We start from the raw sequence: 17,271 nt of genomic DNA, 5'->3' as shown, positions 1-17,271 counted from the left end.
ACTCGTTCCGATCCTCGCCAAATCCCCGGAGCCGTGCTTCCTGGCAGGCAGTACACGACGGATCGTGTACCTACTCGCCGCGGTACAACAGGGCGTCGACATCGCGGAGGCGTTCCATCACCCACGCCATGTCCTCGGGCACCGGTGAGTCAAAATCCATGGCCACGCCAGTTTTGGGGTGGGTAAACCCAAGGGTGCGGGCATGCAGCGCCTGCCGCGGCATGCGCTCGAACAAGTTACGAAAAAACGACGCTCGTTTGGAGCTTTGCGGTCCGAACCGAACCTCTTGCCCGCCATAGGTGGCGTCCCCGAGGATTGGATGCCGGAGATATTCGGCGTGGACGCGTATCTGGTGCGTGCGCCCGGTTTCCAGCCTGAACTGGAGGTGCGAGGTATAACCGAACGATTCGATCAGTGCGTAGTGCGTGACGGCGCGTTTGCCTTTTTCCGCCGGCACCACCGCCATCTTCCGCCGATCCCGACTGTCCCGAAACAGCGACGTCTCGATCACGCCCTCGCGCGGCGTTGGCTCTCCCCAGACGAGCGCCTCGTACGTGCGACGGCTCGTGCGGTCGTAGAACTGCCTTGCGAGGTGGGCGTGGGTGGCGTCGTCCTTGGCGACCACGAGCAGGCCCGAGGTGTCCTTGTCCAACCGATGCACGATTCCGGGCCGGATATCGATTCCCTCCATACCTCTCGGGCGCGCCGTGGCCATCGAAAGGCCGACCACGACCTCCTCTTCCTCCTCCTCTTCCGTTTCGAACGATATCGGTCCGGCGCCGAGATGGTGCAGCAACGCGTTCACCAGCGTACCCGTCCGGTTGCCGTAGGCGGGATGCACGACCATGCCGGCGCGTTTGTTGACCACCAGCAGCCATGCATCCTCATACACAATCTCCAGAGGTATCGCTTCAGGCCGCGCCTCGACGGGTGGCTGCCGGAGGACGGTGCAGACGATGTGATCGCCGCCCTGGACTCTGTACGACGAGCGGGTGACGACCCGGTCGTTAACCCGAACTCGCTCGTCCTGAAGCGCCTGCTGCACCTTTGTCCGCGTCGCGTTCGCGACGAAACCCGTGATGTACACATCCAGGCGCTCGGACTCGGTATAACCGGCCGGCACCTCAAGGATGATCTGTGTCTCCTCGCGCTCCATTTCCATACTGATCCCTGGTTCTTGCACCGACGTTTACCGTTCGAGTGGCCCTCTTTAACGCCCGAGCGGCTAAACGTTCAACGGCGCGCGATTCATCAGGACACGATGGCGGTCAAGAGGGACACAACATAAGTCAGACGCTGTAGGGTTGCGATCACGCTGAGCCAGTACACTTGGCGCCACACCGTTCTACCTGGACAGAAGATCATGCAAAGCCTTCTAACTGACGTTACGCAACCCGGCATGCATGTCACGCTGAGCCTCGTGAAGCGTCTTTCTAGAACGCGATTTTGCGTTAAAAAACGCCATCGACGCGTCTTAGAAAGGTCCTTCACTGCGTTCAGGATGACATTCGCGCTGTGTGCGCGTAACGTCAGTAATTCGTCCTCCTCGCGAACGCGGGGATCCACAGGAGACTTCATAATGGCTTACTTGCGGTGCCAGGCACGGTTTTGTGCAAAATTAAACCTTGTATGGGTCCCCGATCGGGGTCGGGGATGACAGTACTAAATAACTGACGTTACGCGTTTCACGTTTTTCCGTTGAACGTTTGGTATCCTGGTACGCACCGTTGCGCTGTGGAGCGTGATTTTCATACCGATCGAATAACGCGCAACGAGTAAACGCGTAAAGGTAAAGTCAGTAAATAACGAGGAGGAAGTAGCCCAATTAGCTTGCGGATCAGCGCAACAAATCATTCAGAGTCGCAACGCTACAGCGCAATACCTAGATATACTCTATAGCGCCTGACAAGTATCGTGTCCCTACGGGTTCGAACGGCAACACGCGCTATCGTCGGGTTATCGCGCACGGTCGCTGATATAAAACTGTTTGCCGGCCATCTGAAACACCAATCCCTTGAATTCGAGGCTGAGCAAATACACGAGCGCTGTCGAGGTATCGAAGCCGGTACGCGCGCACAGGGTATCGATGTGTATCGGTTCTGAAGCAAGCGCCTCGTAAAGCTGCCGCTCGGTGGGATTCAGATCGAGCGGCGGCGCTGTCGGGGTTGATTTCGCTTCAAACGCCGGCTCGATCTCGATAAGCACGTCGTCCACCGATTGCACAAGTTTGGCGTGGCCGCGCTGGATGAGCCGGTTGGCTCCCGCTCCGGCCGCGTTGGTCAATGCGCTCGGGATGGCGAACACCTCGCGGTTCTGCTCCAGCGCCAGGCCGGCCGTGATCAGCGCGCCGCCTTTTTCATAGGCCTCGACCACCAGTGTACCGAGCGACAAGCCGCTCACGATCCGGTTGCGCCGGGGAAAATGCACGGCATCCGGGCGGGCGCCGAGGGGGTACTCGGAGAAGATGGCGCCAGCCGCCTGGATGCGCATGGCCAGCGGGAGATTTCGGGCGGGATAAATCCAATCGGCCCCGGACCCCAGCACGGCCAGCGTGCGGCCACCGGCCTGCAGGGCCGCCGCGTGGGCGATCGCGTCCACTCCGTAGGCCAGTCCGCTCACGATGGTATAGCCGCGCTCGGCGAGTTCGCCAGCGAACCGCTCACTCATCCGCTTCCCGTATTCCGACGGCTTGCGCGTCCCGACGATGGCGATCGCCCGCTGGTCTGCCGCCACGGCCTCACCGCGCATCCACAAAAAAACCGGGGGATCATAGATCGTACGCAGCGCTTCGGGGTAGAGGGGGTCCCATTCGGTGACCATGCGAGCCTCGACCTGGCATGCGCGGCGCCATTGTTCCTCGACCAGGTCATACCCATCGAACTTGACGATCGCGTCCGCGGTGATGCCGCCGAATCCCTCCAGCCGCGCCAGCGCGGCGCGCGGCGCCTCAAGCGCCTCGGCGGCAGATCCAAAGGCGTTCACCAGCAGTCTGATCCTGCCGGGTCCCACGCCGGGCACCAGCGACAGCGCGATCAGCGCGCGTTGTTCATCCGGGGAGTCGTCGGGTACGTGGGGCATGGGGAATCGATTCGGAAGGCACAAGGCGGGATGCCGCCGGCCTGCGTGTCATCCCTTACTCTTCTCTAGACGATTCCAGAGGTCCATACGTAACCTCTCCAGCCCTTTTTGTGCGACGGCGCTGATCGGGACGATGTGCAGATTGGCCGGGAAACCGGCGCGAACCATCGTAATCCACTCGTCGGCGTCTTCTACGGGCAAGAGGTCGATCTTGCTGAGCGCGACCATCCGTGGCTTCCGAAGCAGGTCCGCATTAAACGCCTCCAACTCGTTGAGCAGGATACGATACGAGGCGCCCGGGTCGTCGTCGGTGACCGGGATAACGAACAGGAGGATCGCGTTCCGCTCGATGTGTTTCAGGAACTGGAGCCCGAGGCCGCGGCCCTCACTCGCCCCCTCAATAATGCCGGGGATATCCGCGATGACGAACGACTTATACTCCTCGACACGCACGACCCCGAGGGCCGGCTCAAGGGTAGTGAACGGGTAGTCCGCAATCTTCGGGCGAGCCGCGGAGAGGGACGCCACAAGCGTGCTTTTGCCGGCGTTCGGAAAGCCGACGAGACCGACATCGGCCAGGAGCTTGAGTTCGAGGACGACTTCCAGTTCGATGCTCGGTTCACCCGGCTGCGAGTATCGGGGAGTCTGGTGGGTGGATGTCTTAAAAAACGTATTGCCCTTGCCACCGCGGCCGCCCTGGGCCAGCATGAGCTGTTGGCCCTGCGCGACGATCTCTCCGATGATCTCGTCGGTCTCCAGGTTCCGCACCACCGTACCCATCGGGACGCGGAGGACGATATCGTCGCCGCTCCGGCCCTGTTTATTGGCCCCAGAGCCCGGCTTGCCGTTGTCGGCAAAGTGGTGGCGGTTGTAGCGTAGGTCGAGTAGCGTGTAGAGGTGCGTATCGCCTTCGAGGATCACTGAGCCGCCGGCTCCGCCGTCGCCCCCATCGGGCCCACCGTTGGGTTCATACTTGGCGCGCCGGAAGGATATAGCGCCGGCGCCGCCTTTCCCGCTGCGGACCGAGATGGTGACGTAATCGACAAATTTCATCGTTCGTGTACAGTCGGATACCGTGGAATGCGTATCCTGGTGGGCCGGCTCATTCTCTCGACCGGACCTCGTTAAACGTCCAAACCCAAAAACGTTCAACGCTCGTTTGAAGCACATCGTCCTCTACACCGACGGATCCTGCAGCGGCAACCCGGGGCCGGGCGGTTGGGCCGCCATCCTGATCCACGGCGCCACCCAGCGCGAACTCACGGGCTTCGAGAAGCTCACTACCAACAACCGCATGGAGCTCACGGGGGCGATCGAGGGGCTGGACGCCCTCAAGGAACCCTGCGAAGTCACCCTCCACACCGACAGCGCCTACATGTTACGCGCCTTCACGGACGGCTGGCTCAAGAAGTGGCAGAAAAACGGTTGGCTGACGGCAAGCAAGAAGCCGGTGGAGAACCAGGATCTCTGGAAGCGCCTGCTGGAGCTTGAGAAGCGCCACAAGATCGTCTGGGCCAAGGTTAAAGGCCACGCGGACGACAGGCTCAACAACCGGTGTGACGAACTGGCGGTGGCCGCTCGCCGCACTCAACAATCGTAGGGCCCCGAGATATCGCGGCCGCATTAATCGATCGCCCCTCGCCCCCGCAACCGCTCCACAAACGCCTCCCGAAACGCCTGCACACGCGATGCGCGGACGGCCACCTCCAGTTCCGTGTCGTCGCCGTAGGTCGATCCGACCAGCTTCCCCTCCATCTCCTCGATCAGCCGCATCGCCGGCGAGGTCTCATCGTACGGAAATCGCAACTTCAGCATGACGAGCACAACCTCTTCCCGGACAACGATTTCCGCCATCGCAGCGGCGGCCGCGTCACCATACGCGCGGATGAGTCCGCCGGTGCCCAGCTTCGCCCCGCCGAAATACCGGGTCACCACCACCAGTGTATTCGTCACCTCCTTCGCATCGATCTGCCGGAGGATGGGTTGGCCGGCCGTGCCGAAGGGCTCTCCTCCGTCGCTGTAGCGAAAATCATCACCGAGGCGATAGGCGAAGCAGTGGTGGGTGGCGTCATAGGCCCGCTTGCGGATGGCCGCGACGTGTGCCGTCACCTCCTCGGGGGCCGTAATCGGGAAGGCCTCGGCGATGAACCGCGAGCCCTTGACCTTAAGTTCGGCGCGGACGGGGCCGGCGAGGGTGCGGTACGTGTCGATCACGCCGCTGCCTCCACGCTTTTGGTATACACCAGCTGCGTCGGATAGGCGAAGCCGATGCCGCGCTCCTCGAACTGTCGGAAGAGTTCCAGGTTGATGGACTGCTGGATGTCCATGTACAACACGTGGTCCGAACTGAGCACAAAATACACCACCTCGAAGGTCAGCGCGAAGTCGCCAAACCCTTTGAAGTGGGCGCGGTCGAACCGAACTTTCTCGTGCGATAGGACGATCGCCTTGAGCATCTCGGGGATCTCGGCGAGTACTTCGCGCTTGGTCTCATAGATCACCCCGATCTCAAACACGACCCGGCGCTCGTACATCCGCTTGAAGTTCCGGATGCGGCTGGATAACAGGTCGCTATTGGACACGATGATCTGTTCGCCAGAGATGCTGCGCAGCCGGGTGGTTTTTAACCCCACCTTCTCCACCGAACCCAGCGTGTCGCCCACGATCAGAAAATCTCCCACGACAAACGGCTTGTCGAGGATGATCGATAACGAAGCAAACAGGTCCCCGAGAATGTTTTGTAAGGCCAGGGCGACCGCGATGCCGCCGATCCCCAGGCCGGCGACAAGAGCCGTCACGTCAACCCCAAAATTGTCGAGCGCGATTAGAATAGCGATGAGGCCGAGCACCAAGCGGCCGAGAAAGGCCACCGCTATCATGGTGGTTACCGCCGCCGGGTCTTCCTCAAACCGCCGTTTCCGGTAATTGTCGATCCACAGGGTGATCAAGCTTGACCCCCACACGATCATCTGGATCAGGCAGATCAATAACACGATGCGGCGAATCACCAGGGCCGCCCCGTCGGGAATTTCCCCGAACCCCAGTGCAAACAGAAACGCAATCGCCAGCAGAAAATAGCCCCGCGTGTTATTCACGACGGTCGACAGCAGGTCGTCGATCAGGTTGGAGGTCCGAGCGGCCATCCGTTCCAGACGCGCGCCGGCCTGTTGTTGAATGAAGAGCAGGATGCCGGCAAGTAGGATCCACACTCCGGCGATGATCACGATATCGTACAGGGGTACGCCGGCGAAATGATAGTCGGAAAGGGCTTGCTGAAGGCGCTCGAGCATAGCAGAAAATGAAAAGTGAAAAGTGAAAAGTGGGGGCCGCTCGCTGGGCTCGGGACGACGAGTTAACGTTCAACGCGTTTACAGATCCAGACGCAGCTGCCTCGGGGTATCAGGATAAACCAGGTTGGCGAGGCCTACGCCGAGGAGACGGACGGGCTGTACAGGCGCCACATGTTCAAGCAGGGTGATGGCGACCCGGGCGACGAGGGCTTCGTCGGCGGTGGCGTCGAACAGGGTAGTGGCGCGGGTGAATGTAGTAAAGTCGCGGTAGCGGACTTTGATCCGAACCGTGCGCGCCAACAGCATATCGCGCGCCATCTCGTGGCACACGCGAGCGGCGAGGGACTCCAGCGCGCGATGCATCTCGGGGCGCACGGCGATATCTTCGGCGAAGGTGCGCTCGGCGCTGCGGGACTTACGGATGTGATGGATGCGCACTTCTCCCGCATCGATTCCGTTGGCGCGTTCCCATAACCGCCAGCCGAACTTCCCGAATAACCCATCGGCGTGTTCCCTGGATACGACGGCCAGATCACCGATCGTGTGGATACCGTGTTCGTGCAGAAACGCCTCCGTCGCCGGACCGACGCCCGGTAGGCGGGCGACTTTTAGCGGGTGGAGGAAGTCCAGCAGGCGCGCGGGCGGAACGACGGTCAGGCCATCCGGCTTCTTGAAGTCGGATGCCATTTTAGCTACAAACTTGAGCGGCGCCACCCCTGCGGAGGCCGTGAGGCGAAGTTCGTCCCGGATGCGCGCCCGGATCTCCCTGGCCACGGCGGTGGCGGTCTTAAATCCGTGGGGCAGATCGGAAACATCGAGGTAACATTCATCGAGGCTCATGGGCTCGATAAGCGCCGTATAGTCCGACACGATGCCTCGCATCTGGCTGGACACCTCGCGATACCGCGCAAAATCGCCTCGGACGAAGACGAGGTCCGGGCAGAGCCTCAGCGCCGTTCGAGCCGGCATGGCGGAGTGGATGCCGTAGACGCGCGCCTCATAGCTGGCGGCCGCCACCACCCCACGACCTGTCGGGCTGCCACCCACGACCACGGGCCGGCCTCGCAGCGAAGGGTCGTCCCGCTGCTCGACAGACGCAAAAAAAGCGTCCATATCGATGTGGATAATCTTCCGATCCATGCGGCTGCAACGAATGAAGAGAGAAGGGTTCCGGGTGCGGAGTTCCGGGTTTTTTCTTTATAAAACACGGAACCCCAAACATTGAACCCGGAACATGTACGCCCGTGTGGACAACCTGTTGAAAACCCGGTGCGGGGGCGTCAAAAGCTGTGGGTAACCTGTCCAATAACGTGTGGGAAAATTGCGCCGATGTCTGGTTGCAAGTGAACCGTTTCGAGACGTACTCTTAAGACCCTTTTTTACCGCACATCAGCGACCAATCAACTCGCTATCTCTGTCAACTCGCATGAACGCACGGGCACAAACCGTCTGGACTGACTGTCTTGCGCAGATTTCGAGCAGAGTGCCCGCTTATAGCTACGAAACCTGGATCCGTCCTATTCGGGCGCTGTCTCTCGACGGTCACGAAAAGCAAATTCTGAATCTGGAGGTACCGAACGCCTTCCACCAACGGTGGATTGAGGAGCATTTCCGGGAGGTCATGGACGACAGCGTCCGCCTGGTGCTGGGCCCGAATGCGCGGCCGGCGTATACCATCGGCGGTTCTCGCTTCGAGGAGGCGGAACCACCCGCCGAACGCCACTATACCCGCGAGCCGTTGCCGGCCGGCGACGGCATGCCGATGTCCATCCGCGAACCCGAACCTGCGCCGGCTCCCGCGTCCGCGCGCCCTTCCGCCTCTGGCTCCGTGCAGGACGACAACATCGCCCCGCCTCAGCTGAACGAACACTACACGTTTGATGAGTTCGTGGAGTGCGACGGCAACCGCCTGGCGCGCAACGCCGCCCTGGCCATCGCCCACCGACCGGGGTCGACGAGTTTTAATCCCCTGTTCATCTATGGGAACGTCGGCCTGGGAAAGACGCACCTCGCCCAGGCCATCTGCCACCAGGCCATGCGCGTCCATCCGGACCTGCGCGTGGTCTATGTGTCGAGTGACAACTTCACGAACCAGTTTATCGCGGCCATCCGGAATAACCGGAGCCACGATTTCGCCAACTTCTACCGCGGCTTGAACGTGCTGGTAGTGGACGACATCCAGTTCCTCAGCGGCAAGGAACGCACCCAGGAAGAGTTCTTCCACCTGTTTAACGTCCTCCACCAATCGGGCGGACAGATCGTCCTATGCGCCGACCGCCCGCCGCGCGACATCCAGGGCATTCATGCCCGCCTCGTCTCCCGTTTCCAGTGGGGGTTGACGGCGGATATCAGTGCGCCAGATTTCGAGACGCGTGCCGCCATCCTATTGCAGAAATCACGGCGGTATAACCTGGACTTACCCCCCGAAGTGATCGATACGATCGCCCGGTCGGTGTCCACGAACATCCGCGACCTGGAAGGTATTCTGACCAAGCTGCTGGCGCACAGCCTGCTCCACCAGACGGAGATCGACGAACGACTCGTGTGCGAGGTCCTGGGTGAACGAGGCACCCCCATGACGCGCATCACGCTGGAGCGAATCATGGACGTGGTTTCGGAAGAGTTCGGCATCCTCCGCGAGCACATCGTCGGGAAGTCGCGCAAACGGGAAGTCGTGCTCGCCCGGCAAACGGTGATGCACTTCGCCAAACTGCTCACGCACCAGTCGTTGAAGTCGATCGGCGCCTACTTTGCCGGCCGCGACCACAGCACGGTCATCCACGCGCTGCGGACGATCGAGGGCTATATGGACACCGACCCGCAGTTCAACGCCCGGGTCGACCGCATCGAGCGGCTTCTCAAACGGCAGGGACATTAATAAGCGGAGGCATGGAGCCGGACAGCCTCGGGCGAACGAACCGCGATTCATCAAGCGATAGACCTCGCATGCGCATTCTTACGATCTGTAGCCACAAAGGCGGGACGGGGAAGACTACCACGGCTGTCAATCTCTCGGCCGCCCTCTCCCTCACAGGGCACCGAACGCTGCTTGTGGATCTGGACCCCCAGGGTTTCCTCACGAGCATGCTCGGCCTCCAGCAGCGCCCCAGCGCCGGCTCGTGCCTCGAGCTCTTCGAGCCCGGCGCCTCCCTTCGCGAGATCCAGCTCACACGGGTCGGCTCCCTCGACATCCTCCCCAGCTCCACCATGATGACGAGCAAGATGCGGCACCTGAACAAGGCAACCGACGTGTTCTTTATCAAGGAAGCCCTCGCCCGTGGCAGCGAATATGACATGGTGATCTTCGACACCGCCGCCGCCATCACGGTTTTCAGTCTCAACGCACTCGTCGCCTCCAACTATACGCTCATCCCGGTCACGCCCGAGTACCAGCCCGTGATGGGCGCCGAACAAACCGCCGAGACCATCCGCGTCATCCGCGACAAGCTGAACCCCGACCTCCATCTCCCCTACTTCGTACTCACCCAGGTGGACGCCCGCCGGCGCGTGCACGACCGGTACCGCGAATACCTTCAAGGGAGGTATCCGGCCCAGGTGCTCGATGTAGAAATTCGTACCTGTTCCTCCCTCGCGAACTCGTATAAGGGCGGAGCGACGGTTTTTGACCTCGACCTCAACTCCCGTGGGGCGCAGGACTATGCGAAGCTGACAGACACGCTGCTGCCCCTATTCTCAGCGCCGGACACCGCCACGCCGGCTCCCAGTATCGCCACCGAATCGAACGTACACGTCCTCCAGGAGAATATCACCCTCCGCCGCAGCGCCTGAATCGGGCGCACAGCGTATCCCCGGTCACCCTTCGATCTCGGTCACCAGCTGGATTTCGCGCAGCACGCCCTGCACGCGAAAACATTCCTCAAACGTCCCTTCAAACACGGCAGCCTTACCCTGCGTGTGGACGGTCCAAGCGTGTGCTTCGGCCTGACTATCCGTACACCCCGTGGCCTTGACGATCTGCAGGATCACCTCCTCAAATGAGTGGATGTCGTCGTTATACAAGATCACGCGCCACGGGGTGTCCAGGCGCTCTTCCGTACCCTCTTCGACCAGCACCTCCTCATCCGGCGCGACCGACGAGGCCGGACGTGTATCAGGATGTTGCGGTTCGTATCGCATGCTTAGTTGTCTTGAGTTTCGCTCGTCGGCGTTCAGGCGCGCATAGCCGGCTGCGCCTCCACGGTTATCCGGTAATCCTCCATGACCGAGTTGGCCAGGAGCTGCTGACACGCCCGGGCCGCCACCTCACGCGCCTCGGCCTCCGTGGCCGCGTCGATCATGAGTTCGACGGACTTCCCGATGCGAACGCTCTCGACCAGTGACGCGCCCAGGTCGTGCAGGGCACGTTGTGTGGCCTTCCCCTGTGGATCGAGGATCGAAGGGCGTAACGTGATGGTGGCGATGGCTTTATACATGGCGACATCAATGCGCTCGTGCGCGCGGTTCAGGGATATTCGTTGTTCTGGATCGGAGATTCCGTCGGTGTGTTCATGATGGCTCTACCCACACGAACCGCGGCATTCGTCAGCCCGGCCAGAATATACACCAGGATCGAGATCAGGAGACCGACCTGTTGGAGGAAGATTGTAAGGAGCAGGCCGATCGCGCAGGCGCCGAACTTGTACGGGTGCAACCGGATGTAGCGCAGCGTCGGCTTCGGCAGTGCGTCGAAGGGGATGGTAGAGACCATCAGGCCGGCCAGCACCGCCACGATCGGGATCAGGAGCGAGATCGAGCTGAAGCTGAACTGATTTAGCCAGGTCACATCTTTGATATTCAGGATCAGCGCCACGATGGCGGCCGCCTGGATCGGTATGGGCAAGCCGCTGAAATATTCCGGCTTGTCCCCCTGAGTATCGACGCTCAGGTTGAACCTGGCCAGACGCACGGCGCCGCACAACGCCGGCAACGCGGACACGATCAGCCCCAGAAGACCAAACTGCTGGAGCCCGAAGATATACACGAGGAACGCCGGCGCGACACCAAAGGAGACGATGTCGCTCAAGGAGTCCAACTCGACGCCGAACATACTCGACGCGTTCGTCAGGCGCGCCATCATCCCATCCAGCGCGTCAAAAAAGCCGGCGAAGACGATGAGCCACCCGGCCTGATCGAAGCGCCCTTCATGGATCTGGATGATCGCCCCGAACCCACACAACAGGTTCATGAGCGTAAAAAATGAGGGCACGGCCACGAGCGGGATCTGCCGCCGTGGGCGGGCGCCCCGGTTCGCGCGATACGCCATCAGACGTTCGCGAAATCTACGCTGTTTCGCCATTCGATGGCTCGGCGGTTGGTTGTCGCTGGGAGGGGTCGCCATATCGCTCACTCGAGGCCCCCCTGCCGCGCCGCGCCGACGACACGGGCTGGATCGGCGGGCGGGAAAAATCCCAGAATGGTTTCGCCAGCCGTGACCTTCTGCCCAACGACGACATCAAAGTGTACGTCCGGCGTAACCAGTACGTCCATCCGAGACCCGAACTTGACGATGCCGAAACGCTCCCCTGCCTGCACGGAATCGCCCACCGTGATATGATAGACGATACGCCGCGCCACGGCGCCGGCGATCTGCTTGAACAATACCGGCGCCCCACTGGGATGGCGTACCCCCAGTTGCGACCGCTCGTTTTTTTCGCTCGCCTTCGGGTGCCACGCGACGAGGTAATCGCCCGATACGTACTGATCGAACTCCACCACGCCGGTTACCGGCGCCCGATTGACATGCACGTTGAGCGGGGACAGGAAGATCGATATCCGACGAACAGGCCCCTTGATATACAACGAGTCGGTCTCCGCCACGATCTCCACCACCTTCCCGTCCGCCGGCGCCAGGATCATCCGATCCGCATCCGGATGTACGGGCACCGTGCGCCGAGGGTCCCGGAAGAAATAGAGGGTGAACGCCAGGGCAATCGCACCCAGAGCAATTAGGAACAAACGCAGTTTGGATTCTATTTGTAGCCCCACCATCACGCACACGATGGCAAACAGGGTGGCCATGGCAACGATGAAATATCCTTCTCGGGCGATCAATGTTCGTCTAGTTAAGTTTATAGAATCCAATCGGCCGTCCCCGTGGGGAGACGATACCTCGTGTCCTCCTTACGTCGCGTCCCAACGAGAACGGCCAGTAAGATACGGATTCATCCCATTCGCCGCACCGATTCTTGATTAAGACCCGGGCGGCCAGTTTCCCGCAATCCGCTTGCAGCATATGGCGCGTGTTTCCTTTTATACCCTCGGCTGCAAGCTCAATTACGCGGAGACGGGCGCCCTCCAGGAATCGTTTGTCGCCCGTAACTTCGAAGCCGTGGCTTTCGGCGAGCCGGCGGACGTTACGGTTGTCAACACCTGCACGGTGACGGACGAGGCGGACCGCAAGTGCCGGCAGGTCATCCGGCGCGCGTTGCGGGCCAATCCACATACCTTCGTGATCGTCACCGGCTGTTACGCACAGCTCCAGCCGGAAGAGATCGCCGCCATCCCCGGGGTCGATGCCGTCCTCGGAGCCAGGGAAAAGTTCAACCTGTTTGGCCTTATCCGCTCCTTCGAAAAGGGAGAAGCCAGCCAGGTCCATGTATCCTGCATCGACGAAGCGGACACCTTCGGGCCGGCCTACCACGCCGGCGAGCGGGCCCGGGCCTTTCTGAAGGTACAGGACGGGTGCGATTATACGTGCGCCTTCTGCACGATCCCCCTCGCCCGTGGCCGCAGTCGCTCCCAGTCCATCCACGAAACCGTTCGTCAGGCCCAGGACATCGCCGGCCGTGGCTTTCGCGAAATCGTCCTGAGCGGCGTAAACATCGGGCTGTTCGGGGAAGATAGCGGGGAGTCGCTGCTCGATCTAGTCGCCGCGCTCGACGCGGTGGACGGCGTCGAGCGGTATCGGATATCCTCGATCGAGCCCAATCTGCTCACTGATGCGCTCATCGACTTCGTCGCCGGCTCGCGCGCCTTCCAGCCCCACTTTCACCTCCCGCTACAGAGCGGGGACGACGCGGTCCTCGGCGCGATGCGACGGCGGTATCGAAGCGCCGTCTACACCGCCCGCGTCGAACGCATTCTCTCCGTCCTCCCCCACGCCGCCATCGGCGCGGATGTGATCGTCGGCTTCCCCGCCGAAGATGACCGCTCGTTCGAAACGACACACGCGTACCTGGCCGACTTGCCCCTCGCCTATCTCCACGCCTTTACGTATTCCGAGCGCCCGAATACCGCGGCTGTCGGCCGCCTCCTGCCAGACGGCAAAACGCCTGTGCCTCCCGAAGTGCGCTCGCGCCGGAATCGCCGGCTACGCGTGTTGTCTGAGCAAAAACGCCTCGCATTCTACCGCACGCACCTCGGGCAGACCCGGCCCGTCCACTGGGAGCATGCCCACGACAGCGGCCTGATGCACGGGTATACCGACAACTACATCCGGGTCGAGGCGCCGTACGAGGCAGCGAAAGGCGGGCGGACCGAACTGGTTTTTCTGGCTGAAATCAGCGCCGCCGGGGATGTCGTCGCCGGCGAGGCGGGGTATATCGGAATTCATGGGTGATGCGATGTCACCTTTCGGGAATAGACCGAGCCTACCCGGTGTCTAACGAGCGACACCAGACCGAAGAGAGGCGCAATCGGGTGATATCGTTGCACGAAACCCAGAAACGAGGCGAAGCCAGAGTGTATGCCGGCGAGGCTGCCCTGATCGAGCGGATCCGATCCGGCGACCGGGATGCCTTTCGCGTCCTCGTCGATGCGTACAAGGATCGCGTCGCGGCAGTGGTGATCGGGATGATGGGCCCCGGCGACGAAGCGGAAGACATTGGCCAGGAGACGTTTATCCGGTTCTACCGGACGATCGACACCTTCCGGGGCGACTCGTCCGTCGCGACGTACCTGCACCGGATCGCCGTCAACCTCTCGCTCAACGCACTCAAACGCCGGCAACGGACGCGGCAACGCCTCGCGCCGGCCGAACCGGAAGCCCTGGCCAATATGGCGTCGAAGGAGCAGACCGACCGACCGGTGTTGGCTGCCGAAAAGCGCCATCTGGTGCGCCGGGCGATCGACCAGCTGCCGCCGGCCTTCCGGTCCGTCATCGTGCTTCGGCTCATCGAGGGGTTTTCAACCCGCGAGACGGCCGACGCCCTCGACCTCCCGTTAGGAACTGTGTTATCGCGCCTGTCGCGCGCCCAATCCAAATTACGCGAGCTGCTGCTCCCTTACCTGCACGACGATGAACGAGCATGACGAAGCGCTGATCCTGCGTTCGCTGGACACCGAGCTGTCGCCCGACCAGGCCGCCCGGCTCGACGACCTGCTGCGCACCTCCCCGGACGCGGCGTTGTTGCACCGGCAGCATCAATGGCTCCGCGAGGCCATCCACGCCGGCGGCGCCGCGACGTTTTCGAATACCTTCACCGACGACGTGTTGCGACGCGTCGCGGAGGCGAAGGCACCGACCCTGCGGCTGGTATTTCCACTCCATTCCTATCAGATGCTCGCCCTTGCGGCCTCGGTCGTCCTGCTCGTTATCAGCGGCCTCCTGTGGTGGACGACATTACGGACCATCGAGGCGCTGCCCGGCGAACGGCTCGTGGCCCATCTACCGGACGGCTCGACCGTCGAGCTCAACAGCGCCTCCTCGCTCACTTATCGTCCGTTCCTGGGCCGGCTCTCTCGCACCGTCCGCCTCGATGGTGAAGGGTTCTTCAGCGTTGCATCCGATGGCTCCCCGTTTGTCGTCGAGACACACAATGCCCGCGTCCAGGTCCTCGGCACCCGCTTCAACGTATCGACGCGCCCGGCGCTCGACGCCCGCGAAACCCGCGTCGCCGTCGAGGAAGGCCGCGTCTTCGTCCAGGCGCTCGTGCCGGACGATGCCGGCGTCACCCTCGATGCCGCCCAGGAAACCGTCGTCCACGCCGACACCACACGCCCGAAACGACCCACAACGGTCGCGCTGGACCTAACCCTCGCGTGGCGCAGCGGCGGCCTGGCCTTCCAGGGCCTTCCCCTCCGGCTGGCGACCGACGAGCTCGGCCGGCGATACGGCCGCACCATCGCGGTCGAACGAACCCTTGGCGAGGTCTCCGTTGGCTACATCCAACCCTCGCCACAATCCCTCGAATCCGTCCTCACCGACATCTGCGCGTCGGTCAACCTGGCCTATCGCCGCACCGCCAATGGATACGAAATCTACCGTCCATGAACGCGACGCCGCGCGCACGCCCCATCCACCCATCGACGTACACGATCATGAACATATCCCTGATACCCATACCCATAAAACATGCTTCCCTGACGGCCCTGCTGGCGCTTGCCCTTCTCGCGCCGGCGTGTGATTCCGTCGACGAAGCCAACCCTGACCTCCGCGCGCTCTCCGCGAGCGAACAATCGGTCGTCGGTGCTAGCAATGCCTTTGGATTGCGTCTCTACGCCGCGCTCGCCGATGACGCACCCGACGAGAACCTGTTTATCTCCCCGACCAGCGTGACCTTCGCCCTCGGCATGGCCGTCAACGGCGCCGCCGGCGACACGCGCGACCAGATGGTGGAAACGCTCGGTCACGCCAGCCTGTCCGTCGAGGACCTGAACACGGCCTCGAAATCGCTCATGGAGTACCTCCAGGGGCTCGATCCGCTTGTCCAGACCGACATCGCCAACTCGATCTGGCACGAGGCGACCTTTACCCCGGCGCCGGCGTTTATAGAGACCAACACCACGTATTACGACGCTGTGGTCGAGTCGCTGGACTTCCGGGCGCCGGCGTCCGTCGACGTCATCAACGACTGGGTGGCGGACAAGACCAACGATAAGATCGAGACCATCATCGACGCGATTCCGGACGACGCGGTGATGTATCTCATCAATGCCATCTACTTCAAAGGCAGCTGGAAATACCAGTTCGACGCCGCGGCCACGCAGCCCGAGCCGTTCACGGGCTCCGACGGCGCCATCACCCAGGCGCCGCTCATGCGGATGAAGGCGACGGTGCCCTACCAGGCCGGCGACGACTTCGCCTCGATCGATCTCCCGTACGGCAACGGCCAGTACCGGATGACGGTCATCCTGCCCGAAACGACGGAGGATCTGCCGGCGCTGATCGCCTCCCTTGACGACACAAAATGGGCCCGCCTCGTCGATGACTTCGACGATCAGGCCGTCAACATCTTCCTGCCCCGTTTTACCCTGGAATACAAGCAGACGCTGAACGACGCCCTGACGGCGCTCGGGATCGAGGATGCGTTCGTCGAGGGGCTGGCCGATTTCTCGGGCATCCCGCAGGACCCGGCCATCGAACTGGTCATCAGCCGAGTGCTCCACAAGACGTTTGTCGAGGTCAACGAAGAAGGCACCGAAGCCGCGGCCGTCACCGCCGCCGAGGTCTCCACGACCAGCTACAACCCGAACGAGCCGCGGGAAATCTTCTTCCGCGCCGACCGGCCGTTTATCTACGCCATCCGCGAGGCGCACTCCGGCGCAATCCTGTTTATCGGTACACTCAACACACTGTAAGCTGATGGCCCGAGGCGCGCGTGCAGGCATAGCGACCCTTTTATTAGCCATGACACTGGCCGCGCCGGCCCTGGGGCAATCCGGGGCGGCCGGCTTTTCCGTGTCGTTGCGGGACGTGCCGCTCGTCGAGGCCCTGTCGTATTTCTCCCGACTCACCGGCCGCGCCGTGTCATTCGACCCGCAACTGGTTGATCATCGTGAAGCCTTTTGCGCCATCGAAAACGCCGGCGCCGAGGCCGTGCTGGGCTGTATCCTGTCGTCCGCCGAGTTGGATTACATCCGGCTTTCGTCCGGGACTTATGTCGTTGTGCCACCGATCCAACGGGAAGCCGTTCGCGGACGACTACTGGGGCAGGTGCTGGATGCGCGCAGCGGCCGGCCGCTG

General features: G+C 62.1%; 18 protein-coding genes. 8 read left to right on the top strand and 10 right to left on the bottom strand.

Annotated elements, in window-relative coordinates; translation table 11 throughout:
* Positions 1-70 precede the first annotated feature (70 nt).
* The 3 genes from SH809_10140 to obgE form a co-directional block, all read right to left on the bottom strand.
* Complete coding sequence (locus tag SH809_10140) at positions 71-1,162, bottom strand: RluA family pseudouridine synthase (GenBank protein ID MDZ4700053.1); 1,092 nt, start codon at positions 1,160-1,162, stop codon at positions 71-73.
* A gap of 794 nt (positions 1,163-1,956) precedes the next feature.
* On the bottom strand, positions 1,957-3,078 hold the full coding sequence (gene dprA / locus SH809_10135) for a DNA-processing protein DprA (GenBank protein MDZ4700052.1): 1,122 nt from the start codon (positions 3,076-3,078) through the stop codon (positions 1,957-1,959).
* Positions 3,079-3,126: 48 nt separating this feature from the next.
* On the bottom strand, positions 3,127-4,131 hold the full coding sequence (obgE, locus tag SH809_10130) for a GTPase ObgE (protein ID MDZ4700051.1): 1,005 nt from the start codon (positions 4,129-4,131) through the stop codon (positions 3,127-3,129).
* A gap of 106 nt (positions 4,132-4,237) precedes the next feature.
* On the opposite strand from obgE, the gene rnhA reads away from it, so the two are divergent.
* On the top strand, positions 4,238-4,678 hold the full coding sequence (gene rnhA, locus SH809_10125; GenBank protein MDZ4700050.1) for a ribonuclease HI: 441 nt from the start codon (positions 4,238-4,240) through the stop codon (positions 4,676-4,678).
* Positions 4,679-4,701: 23 nt separating this feature from the next.
* Here rnhA and SH809_10120 read toward each other — a convergent pair whose 3' ends face one another.
* From SH809_10120 to dinB, 3 genes are all read right to left on the bottom strand, one after another.
* Complete coding sequence (locus tag SH809_10120) at positions 4,702-5,292, bottom strand: YigZ family protein (GenBank protein MDZ4700049.1); 591 nt, start codon at positions 5,290-5,292, stop codon at positions 4,702-4,704.
* On the bottom strand, positions 5,289-6,368 hold the full coding sequence (locus tag SH809_10115) for a mechanosensitive ion channel family protein (GenBank protein MDZ4700048.1): 1,080 nt from the start codon (positions 6,366-6,368) through the stop codon (positions 5,289-5,291). The genes SH809_10120 and SH809_10115 overlap by 4 nt, the downstream gene beginning before the upstream one ends.
* Positions 6,369-6,446: 78 nt before the next feature.
* Positions 6,447-7,508 (bottom strand): DNA polymerase IV, encoded by a 1,062-nt coding sequence (dinB, locus tag SH809_10110; GenBank protein ID MDZ4700047.1) that lies wholly within the window; start codon positions 7,506-7,508, stop codon positions 6,447-6,449.
* Positions 7,509-7,794: 286 nt separating this feature from the next.
* Here dinB and dnaA point away from each other — a divergent pair, with 286 nt between their 5' ends.
* Together dnaA and SH809_10100 are read left to right on the top strand one after the other, a co-directional pair.
* A complete protein-coding gene (gene dnaA / locus SH809_10105) occupies positions 7,795-9,246 on the top strand; it encodes a chromosomal replication initiator protein DnaA (protein MDZ4700046.1) in 1,452 nt (483 codons plus the stop codon).
* A 68-nt stretch (positions 9,247-9,314) separates the two neighbouring features.
* Positions 9,315-10,157, top strand: coding sequence for a ParA family protein (locus SH809_10100; protein ID MDZ4700045.1), 843 nt, complete (start codon positions 9,315-9,317; stop codon positions 10,155-10,157).
* A gap of 24 nt (positions 10,158-10,181) precedes the next feature.
* Here SH809_10100 and SH809_10095 read toward each other — a convergent pair whose 3' ends face one another.
* From SH809_10095 to SH809_10080, 4 genes are all read right to left on the bottom strand, one after another.
* Entirely contained in the window at positions 10,182-10,505 is a 324-nt protein-coding gene (locus tag SH809_10095) for an ATP-dependent Clp protease adaptor ClpS (protein ID MDZ4700044.1), read from the bottom strand.
* Positions 10,506-10,537: 32 nt separating this feature from the next.
* Complete coding sequence (gene purS, locus SH809_10090; protein ID MDZ4700043.1) at positions 10,538-10,801, bottom strand: phosphoribosylformylglycinamidine synthase subunit PurS; 264 nt, start codon at positions 10,799-10,801, stop codon at positions 10,538-10,540.
* 29 nt (positions 10,802-10,830) lie between these two features.
* Positions 10,831-11,631 (bottom strand): CDP-diacylglycerol--serine O-phosphatidyltransferase, encoded by an 801-nt coding sequence (gene pssA / locus SH809_10085; GenBank protein ID MDZ4700042.1) that lies wholly within the window; start codon positions 11,629-11,631, stop codon positions 10,831-10,833.
* 80 nt (positions 11,632-11,711) lie between these two features.
* On the bottom strand, positions 11,712-12,419 hold the full coding sequence (locus tag SH809_10080) for a phosphatidylserine decarboxylase family protein (protein ID MDZ4700041.1): 708 nt from the start codon (positions 12,417-12,419) through the stop codon (positions 11,712-11,714).
* Positions 12,420-12,600: 181 nt separating this feature from the next.
* Here SH809_10080 and mtaB point away from each other — a divergent pair, with 181 nt between their 5' ends.
* The 5 genes from mtaB to SH809_10055 form a co-directional block, all read left to right on the top strand.
* Positions 12,601-13,926 carry a tRNA (N(6)-L-threonylcarbamoyladenosine(37)-C(2))-methylthiotransferase MtaB gene (gene mtaB, locus SH809_10075; protein MDZ4700040.1) on the top strand — a complete coding sequence of 442 codons (1,326 nt, stop codon included), beginning with the start codon at positions 12,601-12,603 and terminating at the stop codon, positions 13,924-13,926.
* An 89-nt stretch (positions 13,927-14,015) separates the two neighbouring features.
* Positions 14,016-14,618 carry a sigma-70 family RNA polymerase sigma factor gene (locus SH809_10070; protein ID MDZ4700039.1) on the top strand — a complete coding sequence of 201 codons (603 nt, stop codon included), beginning with the start codon at positions 14,016-14,018 and terminating at the stop codon, positions 14,616-14,618.
* Complete coding sequence (locus SH809_10065) at positions 14,605-15,579, top strand: FecR domain-containing protein (protein ID MDZ4700038.1); 975 nt, start codon at positions 14,605-14,607, stop codon at positions 15,577-15,579. The genes SH809_10070 and SH809_10065 overlap by 14 nt, the downstream gene beginning before the upstream one ends.
* Before the next feature lie 47 nt (positions 15,580-15,626).
* Positions 15,627-16,886 carry a serpin family protein gene (locus SH809_10060; protein MDZ4700037.1) on the top strand — a complete coding sequence of 420 codons (1,260 nt, stop codon included), beginning with the start codon at positions 15,627-15,629 and terminating at the stop codon, positions 16,884-16,886.
* Between the two features lie 49 nt (positions 16,887-16,935).
* A partial coding sequence (locus SH809_10055; protein MDZ4700036.1) for a hypothetical protein occupies positions 16,936-17,271 on the top strand: 336 nt, incomplete at its 3' end.

This window comes from Rhodothermales bacterium (assembly GCA_034439735.1).
Classification (GTDB): domain Bacteria; phylum Bacteroidota; class Rhodothermia; order Rhodothermales; family JAHQVL01; genus JAWKNW01.
Note: the sequence above shows the minus strand (reverse complement) of the source record. Positions and strands in the feature narration are given on the sequence as shown.

Coding starts and splice junctions, on each gene's coding strand:
- pssA (MDZ4700042.1), bottom strand. CDS start 11,631: ATGGCGTATCGCGCGAACCGGGGCGCCCGCCCACGGCGGCAGATCCCG.
- SH809_10060 (MDZ4700037.1), top strand. CDS start 15,627: ATGAACATATCCCTGATACCCATACCCATAAAACATGCTTCCCTGACG.
- mtaB (MDZ4700040.1), top strand. CDS start 12,601: ATGGCGCGTGTTTCCTTTTATACCCTCGGCTGCAAGCTCAATTACGCG.
- SH809_10115 (MDZ4700048.1), bottom strand. CDS start 6,368: ATGCTCGAGCGCCTTCAGCAAGCCCTTTCCGACTATCATTTCGCCGGC.
- dprA (MDZ4700052.1), bottom strand. CDS start 3,078: ATGCCCCACGTACCCGACGACTCCCCGGATGAACAACGCGCGCTGATC.
- obgE (MDZ4700051.1), bottom strand. CDS start 4,131: ATGAAATTTGTCGATTACGTCACCATCTCGGTCCGCAGCGGGAAAGGC.
- SH809_10140 (MDZ4700053.1), bottom strand. CDS start 1,162: ATGGAAATGGAGCGCGAGGAGACACAGATCATCCTTGAGGTGCCGGCC.
- SH809_10100 (MDZ4700045.1), top strand. CDS start 9,315: ATGCGCATTCTTACGATCTGTAGCCACAAAGGCGGGACGGGGAAGACT.
- purS (MDZ4700043.1), bottom strand. CDS start 10,801: ATGTATAAAGCCATCGCCACCATCACGTTACGCCCTTCGATCCTCGAT.
- SH809_10065 (MDZ4700038.1), top strand. CDS start 14,605: ATGAACGAGCATGACGAAGCGCTGATCCTGCGTTCGCTGGACACCGAG.
- SH809_10095 (MDZ4700044.1), bottom strand. CDS start 10,505: ATGCGATACGAACCGCAACATCCTGATACACGTCCGGCCTCGTCGGTC.
- dnaA (MDZ4700046.1), top strand. CDS start 7,795: ATGAACGCACGGGCACAAACCGTCTGGACTGACTGTCTTGCGCAGATT.
- dinB (MDZ4700047.1), bottom strand. CDS start 7,508: ATGGATCGGAAGATTATCCACATCGATATGGACGCTTTTTTTGCGTCT.